Raw genomic sequence first — 11,651 nt, 5'->3', positions numbered from 1 at the left:
GACCACCCCGACCCCCACGGAGACCCCAATGGATCGCACCACCAGCACCAGCACTAGCCCCAGCACCGCCACCAGCACCGCACCCCGCTCCCCCCGGATGCCCGCATCCGTCCGACGCCGCGCCATCGCCGCAGCGGCCATCGCCGTCGTCGCGGCCACCGCGCTGAGCGCCTGCTCCTCCGGCGCGTCCGCGGACACCGCCGGTGGACCGGCGCCCGTGAAGCTCGTCCTCGGCTGGTACGCCAACTCGGAGAGCGGCGGCTACTACGCGGCGGACACCGAAGGCCTGTACACCGACCACAAGCTCGCCGTCTCGATCCAGCAGGGAGGCCCGAACGTGTCCGGCACGACGATCGTCGCCTCCGGTCGCGCGGACATCGGCATCGCCGACGCCCCGAGCATCGCCCTGGCGCAGCAGGAAGGCATCCCGATCGTCGCCGTCGCTGCGCTCTACCAGACGAACCCCGTCGGCGTGATGGTGCATGCCGACAGCGGCATGACCTCCTTCGACGACATGCAGAACCACACCTGGGTCGTCCAGACGGGTAACACCGCCGCCGACTACATGGCCAAGGAGAAGGGCCTGACGTTCACCACGCAGGCGTACCAGGGATCGATCGCCAACTTCCTCGCCGACGACTCGCTCGTGCAGCAGGGCTGGTCGACGAATGAGGTCTACCAGGCCAAGAAGGCCGGCGTGGACACCACGTTCTTCAGCTACGCGTCCGCCGGATACAACCCCTACAACGACGTGATCTTCACCTCGAAGAAGTTCCTGTCGGAGCACCCGGACACGGTGAAGGGCTTCCTCGCCGCGTCCATGCAGGGCTGGTCGGACTACATGGGCAAGACGGATGTCGCGACGTCGACGAACGCCGCGCTCCTGAAAGCGAACAGCGAACAGACGTCCGATTCCCTCTGGTACGCGTGGGACAAGCAGCGGACCTTCCTCACCGATGGCGACGGCGGAGCCCAGCTCGGCGCCATGAGCTCCGAACGATGGACGACCCTCGTCGATCAGCTCACGAAGCTCGGTGTGCTCACGAAGAAGATCAACCCCGCCGACCTGTTCGACGCGACGCTGCTGCCGAAGGTCGCCGCGCCGACGGATCTGCCCGCCGCGCCGGCCGGATCGTACTGATCCGATCGTGCTGACCTGAACGGTCGGCACGGCCAACCGCTCCGATGCTGCGTCGCCCGCCCCCGACGGCGCAGCATCGGTCACCACCGCAACACCACGGCAACACCACCGCGACACCACCGCGACACCTCCACCCGCAGGACAACGATCGGAGCCTCCGATGACCGCCATCACCGACCCCACGACCGATGCACCGCTCACAACAGCAGCGGTCGCCCGGATCCCCGCGGACCCCACCGCCGGGCGTGCGCCTCGCTCGAACACCCCCGTGATCGAGTTCCGTCAGGTGCAGAAGACGTACGACAACGGGTTCCAAGCCGTCGCGCCGTTCGATCTCAGCGTCGCCGCCGGTGAGATCGTCACGATCGTCGGCCCCTCCGGTTGCGGCAAGACGACCGTCATCCGCATGGCCGCCGGCCTCAGTTCCGTGAGCGGAGGCGAGCTCGTCCGGACCACCGAACAGCTCGCGTACGTCTTCCAGGACCCGACCCTCCTGGCCTGGCGATCGGTCAGAAGCAACGTGGAGCTCGTCGCCAAGCTCAAGGGCGTCGACAAGGCGACGAGATCGGCCGCGGCGACCGCCGCCATCGAAGCCGTCGGCCTCGGCGCATTCGAACGCTCCCTGCCCAGGCAACTGTCCGGCGGCATGAAGATGCGCGTCTCGCTCGCTCGCGCCATCACGAGCGCTCCCGAGCTCATGATGATGGACGAGCCGTTCGCTGCGCTCGACGAGTTCACCCGGGCCAACATGCAGATGGAACTCCTGCGACTCTGGCGGCTGAACGCGTTCGGCGCGATGTTCATCACCCACTCGATCAGCGAGGCGGTCACGCTCGGACATCGGATCGTGGTGATGGCCGCGCGCCCGGGCAGGATCGCCAGGGTCATCGACTCGCCCAGTCCACCCACCCTGGATGACGCACCTCGCGACCTCGACGCCCTCGCGGCGACGGCCGCCGTCGTATCCGAACTGCTCTCGGAGGCATGATCATGACCATCATCTCGAACCGGGCGGGAAGCGGCGCCCCGCACACGACCGGCGTTGCGGCGAGCGCATCGAACACGAGCGCATCGGACGCGAACACACCGAACGCGAGCACACCGGAAGCGGGCACACCGCGACGCCCCGATCCCCGTCAGGTCCAGAAGCGGCCGACCCGCCAGCGCACGCGCGGCGAGTTCTGGCGTCGCTACGTGCTCCCGCCCATCGCCGCCGCCGTGCTCGGCGTCATCCTCTGGCAGCTCGTCATCGTCGTCTACGGGTTGCCCTCCTACCTCCTCCCCGGGCCGGTCGACGTGCTGAACGCCGTGGTCACCGGGGCCGTCCCGATGCTGCCGTCGGCATTCGTGACCTTCCAGGAGGCGCTCCTCGGGTTTGTGCTCGCCGCCGTCAGCGGTTTCCTGGCCGCACTCGTGATGGCGAGGTGGGCCGTCGCCGAACGCGGGCTGTACCCGTACCTCGTGCTCCTCCAGACCATTCCGATCGTGGCCGTCGCGCCCCTCTTCGTCGTCTGGTTCGGCTCTGGCATGACCACGAACGTCTTCGTCGCAGCCATGATCGCCGTGTTCCCCGTCGCCGCGAACACCCTGCAGGGCTTGAAGTCGACCGATCGGAACCTCGTCCAGCTGTACCGGATGGCGGGAGCCCCGCCTCGTGTCCAGCTCTTCTCCCTGCGGGTGCCCGCCGCGCTCCCGCAGATCCTGACCGGCCTGCGCATCGCAAGCGGGTCGAGTGTCATCGGTGCGATCGTCGGCGAGTTCGTCGCGGGCATCGGCGGTGGACAGGGCGGCCTGGGCTACGTCATCACCCTGAACGCGACGCAGCTGAGGACGCCGGAACTCTTCGTCGCGGTCCTGCTCGCGAGTGTCGTCTCGCTCGTCCTCTTCGGAGCGGTTGCAACGATCGAGAGCCTGCTGCTCAAGCGGTGGCACGAGTCGGCCATGCCGGCCGAAGAGTAGCGCCAGACGGAGATCCAGCCGCAGTCCAGCTCAAGATCCAGACCCAGCCCCGCTCCCAGCCCTAGCCCTAGCCCTAGCCCCAGCCTGTTCAGCCATCCGGAAGGCCACGATGACGCACCTCCTCGCCCACCTCACCACGGCAGACGTCGCAGCGATCGACAAACGCGATGCCGTGGTCGTGCAACCTATCGGCGCGGTCGAGCAACACGGTCCGCACCTGCCGCTCATCACCGACGCGCTGGTCGCGGAACTGATGACCGAACGCGCGATCGCGCTCCTCCCGAACGACGGCAACGTGTGGCAACTGCCGACGCTGCACTACGGGAAGTCGACCGAGCACCTCGGCCGCCCTGGCACGATCACGATGTCGGCCCAGACCCTCATGTCGACCTGCCTCGATCTCGGCCGATCACTCGCCGCCTCCGGGTTCCGCAAGCTGGTCTTCGTGAACGGCCACGGCGGTCAGCCGGGATTGCTCGACGTCGTCGCTCGCGACATCCGCGTCGAGACCGGGCTCGAAGTGTTCCCGACCATGCCGGGTCGATTCGGCCTGCCGGACGGCATCGACACGGTCGACGAGCACTACGGCATCCACGGCGGTCAGATCGAGACGTCCGTCGTGTGGGCCCTCGCACCGGAACTCGTGCACATGGAACTCGCGATCGACGACGGTGCGATCCTCGGCGACCTCTACGCCTCCAGCAGGCACCTGAGTCTCGAAGGGGCGGTCCCGACCGCGTGGGTGACCGACGACGTCTCCCTCTCGGGCGTGCTCGGCAACGCACCGGCCGCAACACTCGAGGACGGCCGACGGATCGTCGCGCACCAGGCTCAATCCCTCGCGGAGGCGTTCCTCGAGATCAAGGCGTTCTCCTTCCCCACACTCGGCGCACCGACGGCATCGGCCGTGCTCCGATGAACGCACCACAACGACGCGCTTGGGCCCTGTCTCCCGACCATGTCGACCTGCGCGGTCCGGCGGGCGCCCCGGCAAGCGGTCTGGCAGGTGCCCCGGCAGGTGCGTCTCAGCGCACCGGCATCCACCTCGACGCACGCCCCCAGCGACTGACCCTGGACCCCGACCGGACGGCGATCATCGTGATCGACATGCAGAACGATTTCTGCACCAGAGGAGGCTGGCTGGATTCGATCGGCGTCGACACGACGGCAGCCGCGGCCGCGATTCCGCACCTGGTGCGACTCCTCCCCCTCCTCCGCACAGCGGGCGTCCCGGTCGTCTGGCTCAACTGGGGCAATCGCGCGGACCTCGCCAATCTGCCGCCGAACGTCACCCACGTCTACGATCCGGACGGCTCCGGTGGGGGCATCGGCGATCGCGTCGCCGCGAGCGACGCCGTCCTCCGTGCCGGCAGCTGGGGTGCGGCGATCGTCGACGGCCTCGACGTCGCGGACGACGACCTGCACGTCGACAAGTTCAGGATGAGCGGATTCTTCGACACCCCGCTCGACAGCATCCTCCGGCAGTTGCGTGTGGACACCGTGCTGTTCGCCGGTGTGAACGCCGACCAGTGCGTGCTTGCGACGCTCACCGATGCCGCGTGTCTCGGCTACGACGTCGTGCTCGTCGAGGAGGCGTCTGCGACGACGTCACCTGCGTTCTGTCTCGACGCCACGCTCTACAACGTCCGTCAATGCTTCGGGTTCACCACGACTCCCGATGCCGTCGCCGCCGCGTTCGATGCGTCTGCGCCGCTGATCGACGTACCCACTGACTGTCTGACCCTACCGACCGACCCCCACTGACCGACCCCGTACCCAGGAGCACGACCATGACTGAAGCACCCATCCTCAAGCACATCGACGACCTCACCACACACCGCATCGCTCCCGGCGACACGGTCAAGCTCGCGCACCTCACCGGACCCTCCGAGGGCTCTCCGACGAGTGTGTTCTTCGAGATCTGGGACCCGCAGGGTGTGCAGCCGGACAACAGCCACCCCGATTCCGTGGAGATCTTCATCTTCCTGAACGGCGTGGGCCGTGCGGTGAGCGACGAACACACCGTCGATGTGCGAGCCGGCGACGTCCTCGTCCTCCCGAGCGGATCGGTCCACCACATCGAGAACACCTCGACGACCGAACGGCTCTATGCCGTGACGATCATGGCGAACGATCTCGGCTCCATGGAGAAGGGTTTCGAAGACCTCGTGACGACCGGGACCCCCGAGGTGCTCGACGCGGCCGACAAGGCGGCCATCTTCACGGGACTGGCCGCAATCGCCGGGCGCTGAGTCGCGAGGCATCGAGTCGCGTAGTCGTCGAGTCGCATAGTCGTCGAGCACCGAGTCGCCGGGCACCGAGTCCTCGGGAGTCCGGCTCCCCGGTCGCGGGCACGACCCGCTCCTCGAAGTCGATGTGGTGCCCCTGCAACCACATCATCGATGCGCCGCCGTCCTTCGCAGCGGCCCGGAACTTCCCCGGCAGGATCGCATCGCGAAGGACACGCATGATCGGACCGGCGGCCTTGTCACTCGACGACCGGTGTCCGTTCTCGACGATCTTCTCCACCCGTTCACGCCGCAACGACTCGTAGGTGGTGAACGCGGAGGCCGTGGACGGGCAGTCCCGCAGACATTTCGCGAGGATCACCGCGTCCTCGAGCGACATCGATGCCCCCTGCCCGGCAGCAGGCGAGGTCGCGTGGGCGGCGTCCCCGATGATGATCATGCGTGACCCGTCGTGCCACCGCCGCACGACCGGCATGTCGTAGGTCGTGAACCCGTGGATGGGCCCTGGGGTGGCATCGATGATCCGTGCGGCCGGACCGGTGTCGCCGTCCATCAGTTCGTGCAGCCACCGTCGCCAGTCGGCATCGGTCATGCCGGACAGCACACCCTTCGCCGGCTCCTGCTTCATCGGCGGGTTCGCGAACCAAACGGCGCCGCCGTCGTCGGTGTTCATCCAGGCGAAGAAGGCGCGTGTGCCGAACTGCATCCGGAAGTCGTGCGGATCGGCCGGCACCGAGAAGTCCGGGATGTATTCGCCGGCGTTCAGCACGGGGACGTACCGCGGAGCCGGGGCCGCCGGGTCGATGATCCGACGGACCGTCGAGTGGATACCGTCCGCCCCGACCAACAGGTCGCCGGTCGCTTCCGTACCGTCCTCGAAACGGGCCACCACACCGGTGTCCGTGTTCCGGGCGCTCGCGAGACGCTTGTTGTGGTGAACGGTCACACCGTGATGCCGCGCCATCTCCGCCAGAGCGGTGAACAGCTCGGCCCGGGGAACCATCCGCGAGCTGAGGCCGTCCGGGCGGCGGAACGCCATCGGCATCCGTCCGAGCTCCTTGCCTCGCCCGTTGATGAAACTCATGGTCTCGACCGGGTAGCCGAGTTCTTCGACCCAGTGGCCGACGCCGATCGAGCGGAGCGCATCCAGTCCGTTGGCTTGGAAGTTGAGCCACGACCCGCGCTGTGGCGCATCGGCCGGCTGCGCCTCGAACAGTTCGACCTCCAGGCCGATCTTCGTCAGCGCCACGGCGAGCGTCGGTCCGGCGATGCCCCCTCCGATGATGAGTACCTTGGTCATTCTGGTCCACTCCTGTAATCTCTTGATTGTCAAACAATCATGAGCGGGAGATAGCTTGAATGTCAAGCGACTTGAGTGAGCGGGTCGATTCCGTCGGCCGCGTGGTGCAGGGATATCAGGCAGCCGTCGACGATTTCGACCGGGAATGCGCACGCCTCCTCGGCGTGAACTCCACCGATCTGCGATGCCTGGAGGCGCTGATCACCGAGCCGGACGTCGAGTTCACGCCTCGCCTCATCGCCGACCGACTCAATCTGACCACCGGGAGCGTCACCACGATGCTCGACCGTCTTGAGCGGGCCGGATACGTGACCAGGGAGCGCCACCCCCAGGATCGACGGAAGGTCATCGTCCGCGCGACGGCGGAAGCCGCGCAACGCTCCTGGGCGATGGTCGGGCCGATGATCGAGGAGAGCTACACGGACGTGACCGCCCATTTCACGGATGACGAGTTGGGCATCGTGGAACAGTTCTTGATCCGGGCGACCGCGCTCCAGGAGAAGCACGCGCAACGGCTGAAAGCGATGGACGTGCTCAGCTCAGACGCACTCAGCTGAGACGCACTCAGCTGAGACGCGCTCGGTTCAGATGCGCCCGGCTGAGCCGCTCCGCGGACGTGGCATCGCCTCAGGACGCGGGCGTCGCCTCCGGGAACGTCCACGTGCCGTCGAGGATCTCGGGGCGAGGGCGGTACAGGCGGACGACGTAGCTCCAGCCTTCGGGGGTCGGGATCGTGTTCGGGGCGTCGCCGTCACCGAAGTGCACCACGACCGAACCGTCCGCTTCCCGTGCCGCCGTCACACTGTTGACCGTGTAGGCGTCGCGGTCGTTCAGTTCGAAGAAGCCGTCGGCGTTGTACACCGACACCGACCAGAAGCCGTCGACCGGGACGTCGCGCACGACGAGTTCGTACCCGGTGGTGCTGCCCGTCGGCGCAGCGCCGATGTAGGTCGCTTCGACGCTCGGCAGTCCGCCCCAGCCGGCAGCGGTGCCGAGCAGGTGGCGGATCGGTTCGACGCCCGCTGGACGCCCGAATGCGCGATCGTAGTTGGTGAGGCCGCCGGCCAGCACGAGCACCGCGTCGCGGGTGCGGGTGAAACTCGTCTCCTCGTAGTCGGGCATCTCGAACTCGCGGGCGGAGGCGGCATCGAGCTGGAAGCCGTCCTGGATCGCCGCGACCTCGGCGAGATCGACATCATCGGTCGGGTCCACGAGGATGCGTACGGCCAGGGCCACGTACGGCGTGGTGTGCTCGTCGACCGTCAGGGTGTATTCGCCCGCGTCGTGGTAGATCGCGTTGATGTAGTGGTCCTCGTTGACGACCATCACCGACAGGTAGCGGTCGCCGTGGTCGGGGATCGTGAAGCTGGCGCCCTGGGAGATGTCGACGATCGCCATGCTGTAGAGCGTGTCGCGGTTCATCCGGATGACGGTCTGCTTGTCGATCGCGGCGGGGAGCCTGCTGTGGAAGAAGCGGTTCACGCCGCCGCTTTCGCGTTGCAGATCGGCGAACATCCGATCGGTCTCGGCGCGGACGAAGTTGTCGGTGTTGACAGGAATGCTCACGGCGCAAGTCTGGCACGTCGGCCGCGTGCGGAACAGTATTTCCGTGCTGCGGGTGGGTCGCCGACGTGCTGGCGCAGACGCTCCTGATCGCGCATCGGCAGTCCACAGATCGACAGTAGCCGCCGAGCACTCCTGCAGGGGCGACCCGGCCCCAGCCGGACTGGGTCGCCCCGGATCTCGCTGTCAGTCCAGCCAGTGGGACGGCATCTCCAGATCCTTCGGTAGCGACGTCAGAGCGGTGCCGCGCGCAGCGTTGAGCTGTGGTTGCGTGACGTACAGCGCCAAGGACAGGGCTGCACCGTCAAGACGCGCATCTCGCAGATCTGCGCCGAGAAGGTCAGCGCCAGACAGGTCGCAACCGCGCAGATCCGCGCCGATGAGGTACGCGCCACGGAGATCCGCACCACACAGTCGCAGCGAGCGGAGGTCCTTGCCCATCAGGTCTGCGTCGGGGTGGAGCGCGGTGTCGTGGTGGATGGCAGCGTCATGGCTCCCGGAACCGCGGTCGTTCCCGGCACGGTGGTCGCTCCCGGCATCGCGGCCATTTCCGGCACGATCGTCGTCCCCCGCACCGTACCCGGCGCGCACCTCCTCGCTGACGTCGATGAGCACCTCCCGCACTCGGGCACGCACCTCCTGCACGTCGACAGCGAGAAGGCCCGTCACGTCTCCTCCGACGACGAGTTCGATCATCGTGCTGAGTTCTTGCGCGCGAAGCTCTGCGTCAGGGTCGAAGGTCCGCGTCCGGGCTTCGGCCAGGTACCAGAGCATCTCGTGGAGTTGTCTGGCGGCGGCGAATGCGGCGAACATCGCGGCCTTGCTGTCCGGATCAGCTCGCCAGCTCATCCCGCTGAAGAGGTTCTGGGAGACGTTCTGACCTGCACCGAAGCAGTCGAAGACGGTGCATCCGCGGAAGCCTCTCGGACGCAGCGTTTCGTGGATCGTGCAGGAGAAGTCGGCGGCCAGGTTGTGACACGGTGAGCCGGCGGGTTTGTCGATGGGGAAGTCCGCCGATCGGCTGAATCCGAAGGCCGTGCAGCACAACGCGAAGCAATTACTGCAGTCGGCGCGCAGCGATTTCCGGTCGAAGGAGGGTGAAGCAGGGTCGAACGAATGCGTTCCAGACATGAGGATGTGATCTTCCAGGAGTGAGTTCAAAGTGCGGCCGGGATGCGAGGGAACTCCAGCAGGAGTTCCCTTCCAGGGCACGCGAAATCACCACCGCACGAAGGAGCGGCGAACGGGTGTCGCTGCTGTGACGCTGGGTCACCAGGAAGAAAGAAGTATCACTGCGTTCAGAATAGCCGCTCGCACACGGCGGACGAGAGCCGATGCGCTCACACGGGATCCTGGGAAGCAACACGATCGCATTGACTTCAGAACGTATTCGGAAATAGCGTGTGCGTATGCCTGCCGCCCCGCTCCACCAGAAGTCGTTCCACTCGTCGGATCTCAGTCGACACTCCGGAATGGTTTTTGCGGCGGCCGAGGATCACCCCGTCCAGGTCACGCGTCGTGATGGCGATGCACTCGTCCTGATGTCGCAGCGGGAGGCAGACGCTCGGGAATCGCTCCTCCAACTCGCGGCGCAACTCATTGCTGCGGCAACCAGCGAGAGCGGCACGCTCGCCGAGAGCATGGCGGAGCGGCTCACCTGGATGTTGGCGTTGAGCACCGAAGATCAGGAGCGGTGTGCAGCTGATCTCCTCCGCGCCGCGCGAGCATCGTTTGCGACGAATCAGGCCCATCTGGCCATCGCAGAGCTGACCGCCTGGCGAGAAACGGCCATCGCAAACGCAGCCGGTCTCGGTACTGGACGAGTCGACTGGATCGACACCGGCATCGTGGTCGAGCGCCCATAGCCCCATGGCCAAAGCCGAAGAGGTTCCGAGGCCGGTCAAGAAGACCGAGTACAGCGTCCGTTTCGCGTCGACCCATGCGCAACGTGGCTGGAGAGATCTCTGCGCCACGATTCGAGGACCGCTCGCGGACGCGTGGGACTTCCTCACCCGAACCCCGTGCACCATGACCCCGACGAACTATCGACTGCGAGGCACTCTCGGCACGGTGCATCGCGGCGGTTTTGCACACGATCGGTGGCAGCACAAACCCACCTTGAAGGGCGACGCCAGAATCTGGTTCTACGTCGTCGACCGGACCGTGTTCCTCGAACAGGTCCACACACGGCATCCTGACCAGACCAAGTGATTCAGGCTGCCCAGCACGAGCACAGCGAACAGGATGCTGGATGACTTAGCGTGCCGAGTATGGCAACAGGACGTCGGATCGGTGTGCTCGTGACGGCGGGGATGCTTGCCGCAGCCGTGCTCAGTGGGTGCACAACAGCTCCGAGCACAGCCGAGACCCACGCGCACGCAGGGACCAGATCGCACACCGACATGCCCCCGTCGAGCGGGAGAGGAACCTCGATGGCCGCCGTCGCTGACGAATCCGTCCCGTCGACAGGATGCGGCACCGGTGCATCTGCAGCGCCAGGTCAGACACCAAGAACTGACCCGACGCCACAACCAGGCCAAGCCGTCACAGACACCATCAGGTCCGGCGGAGAGAAGCGCAGCTACGTCCTCCACCTCCCCGACGACTACCGGAACGATGCTCCGACACCCCTGATCCTCGCCTTCCATGCACGCGGCGGAGACGGGGCGGGAATGGCGAAATACACCGGATTCTCCGCGTCCGACGCCGTCGTCGCGTATCCGAACGGGCTGTCATCGCAGGGCGGACGTTCCTGGGAGAGCGCGCCGTACGCGTCGGGCACCAACGATGTCGCCTTCGTGTCCGACCTCATCACACACCTGCAATCGACGCTGTGCATCGATCCCGATCGGATCTACGCCGCCGGCAAGTCCAACGGCGGCGGCTTCACCGCACTGCTCGCGTGCACGCTCCCCCATCGGATCGCCGCGTTCGGCATCGTGTCCGGCGCCTTCTACGAAACAGACTCTGCGCGCTGCACCAGCCGCACGCCATCACCGATCGTCGACTTCCACGGCACCGCGGACCCGGTGATCCACTACACCGGCGGCACGAGTCATGGCACCCGGTACCAGGGGATCTCCGCATGGCTGGCGGGACGAGCCGTGGTCGATGGCTGCTCGTCGGATCCGCAGGCCGGCCCACTGTCGGCTCAGCTCGGCGACGACGTCACCCGACAGGCCTGGACCGACTGTCAGGGCCGAGGTGCGCTGGTGCACTACCGCGTCGATGGCGGCGGCCACACCTGGCCAGGAGCCGCATCCGCGAGCGGGCCGGGGAAAACGACCCAGACCATCTCGGCGACGAGCATCATGCTCGACTTCTTCGCGTCACATCCGTTGCAGCTCAGCTCGAACGGGCAGCCCTCGACGCCCTGATTGGCAGGACGGCGCTGCGCTGCACTTGCACTGCACACGCGTTGTCCCGAGTCGCTGACGAG

13 protein-coding genes are annotated in these 11,651 nt (G+C 66.7%); 10 read left to right on the top strand and 3 right to left on the bottom strand.

All coding sequences use genetic code 11. From position 1 onward, the window contains the following. Window positions 1-28 precede the first annotated feature (28 nt). The 6 genes from ACL9RL_RS00755 (at window position 29) to ACL9RL_RS00730 (ending at window position 5,352) form a co-directional block, all read left to right on the top strand. Window positions 29-1,141: an ABC transporter substrate-binding protein gene (locus tag ACL9RL_RS00755; RefSeq protein WP_422778297.1), complete on the top strand. Its 1,113-nt coding sequence runs from the start codon at window positions 29-31 to the stop codon at window positions 1,139-1,141. Between the two features lie 160 nt (window positions 1,142-1,301). Beyond that, window positions 1,302-2,129, top strand: a complete 828-nt coding sequence (locus ACL9RL_RS00750; protein WP_422778296.1) for an ABC transporter ATP-binding protein — start codon at window positions 1,302-1,304, stop codon at window positions 2,127-2,129. Between the two features lie 2 nt (window positions 2,130-2,131). Further along, window positions 2,132-3,100, top strand: a complete 969-nt coding sequence (locus tag ACL9RL_RS00745) for an ABC transporter permease (RefSeq protein ID WP_422778295.1) — start codon at window positions 2,132-2,134, stop codon at window positions 3,098-3,100. A gap of 109 nt (window positions 3,101-3,209) precedes the next feature. Then, a complete protein-coding gene (locus tag ACL9RL_RS00740) occupies window positions 3,210-4,019 on the top strand; it encodes a creatininase family protein (protein ID WP_422778294.1) in 810 nt (269 codons plus the stop codon). Next, window positions 4,016-4,864: a cysteine hydrolase family protein gene (locus ACL9RL_RS00735; protein ID WP_422778293.1), complete on the top strand. Its 849-nt coding sequence runs from the start codon at window positions 4,016-4,018 to the stop codon at window positions 4,862-4,864. Before ACL9RL_RS00740 ends, ACL9RL_RS00735 begins: the two co-directional genes overlap by 4 nt. Window positions 4,865-4,890: 26 nt before the next feature. After that, window positions 4,891-5,352, top strand: coding sequence for a cupin domain-containing protein (locus tag ACL9RL_RS00730; RefSeq protein ID WP_422778292.1), 462 nt, complete (start codon window positions 4,891-4,893; stop codon window positions 5,350-5,352). Here ACL9RL_RS00730 and ACL9RL_RS00725 read toward each other — a convergent pair. After that, window positions 5,321-6,649 carry an FAD-dependent oxidoreductase gene (locus ACL9RL_RS00725; RefSeq protein ID WP_422778291.1) on the bottom strand — a complete coding sequence of 443 codons (1,329 nt, stop codon included), beginning with the start codon at window positions 6,647-6,649 and terminating at the stop codon, window positions 5,321-5,323. The two genes, ACL9RL_RS00730 and ACL9RL_RS00725, sit on opposite strands and share 32 nt — an antisense overlap. 59 nt (window positions 6,650-6,708) lie before the next feature. Here ACL9RL_RS00725 and ACL9RL_RS00720 point away from each other — a divergent pair, with 59 nt between their 5' ends. After that, window positions 6,709-7,206: a MarR family winged helix-turn-helix transcriptional regulator gene (locus tag ACL9RL_RS00720; RefSeq protein ID WP_422778290.1), complete on the top strand. Its 498-nt coding sequence runs from the start codon at window positions 6,709-6,711 to the stop codon at window positions 7,204-7,206. A 70-nt stretch (window positions 7,207-7,276) separates the two neighbouring features. Here the strand turns inward: ACL9RL_RS00720 and ACL9RL_RS00715 are convergent, their stop codons facing one another. After that, the gene (locus ACL9RL_RS00715) at window positions 7,277-8,215 is read right to left on the bottom strand and encodes a DUF1214 domain-containing protein (RefSeq protein ID WP_422778289.1); all 939 of its coding nucleotides are present in this window, start codon (window positions 8,213-8,215) and stop codon (window positions 7,277-7,279) included. 183 nt (window positions 8,216-8,398) lie between these two features. Further along, a complete protein-coding gene (locus ACL9RL_RS00710) occupies window positions 8,399-9,343 on the bottom strand; it encodes a pentapeptide repeat-containing protein (RefSeq protein ID WP_422778288.1) in 945 nt (314 codons plus the stop codon). 278 nt (window positions 9,344-9,621) lie between these two features. On the opposite strand from ACL9RL_RS00710, the gene ACL9RL_RS00705 reads away from it, so the two are divergent. Genes ACL9RL_RS00705 through ACL9RL_RS00695 form a run of 3 tightly spaced genes read left to right on the top strand, consistent with a single transcriptional unit; the run spans window position 9,622 to window position 11,589 of the window. Beyond that, entirely contained in the window at window positions 9,622-10,077 is a 456-nt protein-coding gene (locus ACL9RL_RS00705; protein WP_422778287.1) for a prevent-host-death protein, read from the top strand. Between the two features lie 4 nt (window positions 10,078-10,081). Further along, entirely contained in the window at window positions 10,082-10,423 is a 342-nt protein-coding gene (locus ACL9RL_RS00700; protein WP_422778286.1) for a hypothetical protein, read from the top strand. 59 nt (window positions 10,424-10,482) lie between these two features. Next, window positions 10,483-11,589, top strand: coding sequence for an alpha/beta hydrolase family esterase (locus ACL9RL_RS00695; protein WP_422778285.1), 1,107 nt, complete (start codon window positions 10,483-10,485; stop codon window positions 11,587-11,589). Window positions 11,590-11,651: the final 62 nt, after the last annotated feature.

Origin of the sequence: Plantibacter sp. Mn2098, from assembly GCF_049319745.1 — a bacterium.
In the GTDB taxonomy this organism is placed as follows: domain Bacteria; phylum Actinomycetota; class Actinomycetes; order Actinomycetales; family Microbacteriaceae; genus Plantibacter.
This window is presented reverse-complemented; position numbering and strand designations above follow the sequence as displayed.

Coding starts and splice junctions, on each gene's coding strand:
- ACL9RL_RS00730 (WP_422778292.1), top strand. CDS start 4,891: ATGACTGAAGCACCCATCCTCAAGCACATCGACGACCTCACCACACAC.
- ACL9RL_RS00740 (WP_422778294.1), top strand. CDS start 3,210: ATGACGCACCTCCTCGCCCACCTCACCACGGCAGACGTCGCAGCGATC.
- ACL9RL_RS00745 (WP_422778295.1), top strand. CDS start 2,132: ATGACCATCATCTCGAACCGGGCGGGAAGCGGCGCCCCGCACACGACC.
- ACL9RL_RS00755 (WP_422778297.1), top strand. CDS start 29: ATGGATCGCACCACCAGCACCAGCACTAGCCCCAGCACCGCCACCAGC.
- ACL9RL_RS00735 (WP_422778293.1), top strand. CDS start 4,016: ATGAACGCACCACAACGACGCGCTTGGGCCCTGTCTCCCGACCATGTC.
- ACL9RL_RS00710 (WP_422778288.1), bottom strand. CDS start 9,343: ATGTCTGGAACGCATTCGTTCGACCCTGCTTCACCCTCCTTCGACCGG.
- ACL9RL_RS00695 (WP_422778285.1), top strand. CDS start 10,483: ATGGCAACAGGACGTCGGATCGGTGTGCTCGTGACGGCGGGGATGCTT.
- ACL9RL_RS00750 (WP_422778296.1), top strand. CDS start 1,302: ATGACCGCCATCACCGACCCCACGACCGATGCACCGCTCACAACAGCA.
- ACL9RL_RS00705 (WP_422778287.1), top strand. CDS start 9,622: ATGCCTGCCGCCCCGCTCCACCAGAAGTCGTTCCACTCGTCGGATCTC.
- ACL9RL_RS00700 (WP_422778286.1), top strand. CDS start 10,082: ATGGCCAAAGCCGAAGAGGTTCCGAGGCCGGTCAAGAAGACCGAGTAC.
- ACL9RL_RS00725 (WP_422778291.1), bottom strand. CDS start 6,649: ATGACCAAGGTACTCATCATCGGAGGGGGCATCGCCGGACCGACGCTC.
- ACL9RL_RS00720 (WP_422778290.1), top strand. CDS start 6,709: ATGTCAAGCGACTTGAGTGAGCGGGTCGATTCCGTCGGCCGCGTGGTG.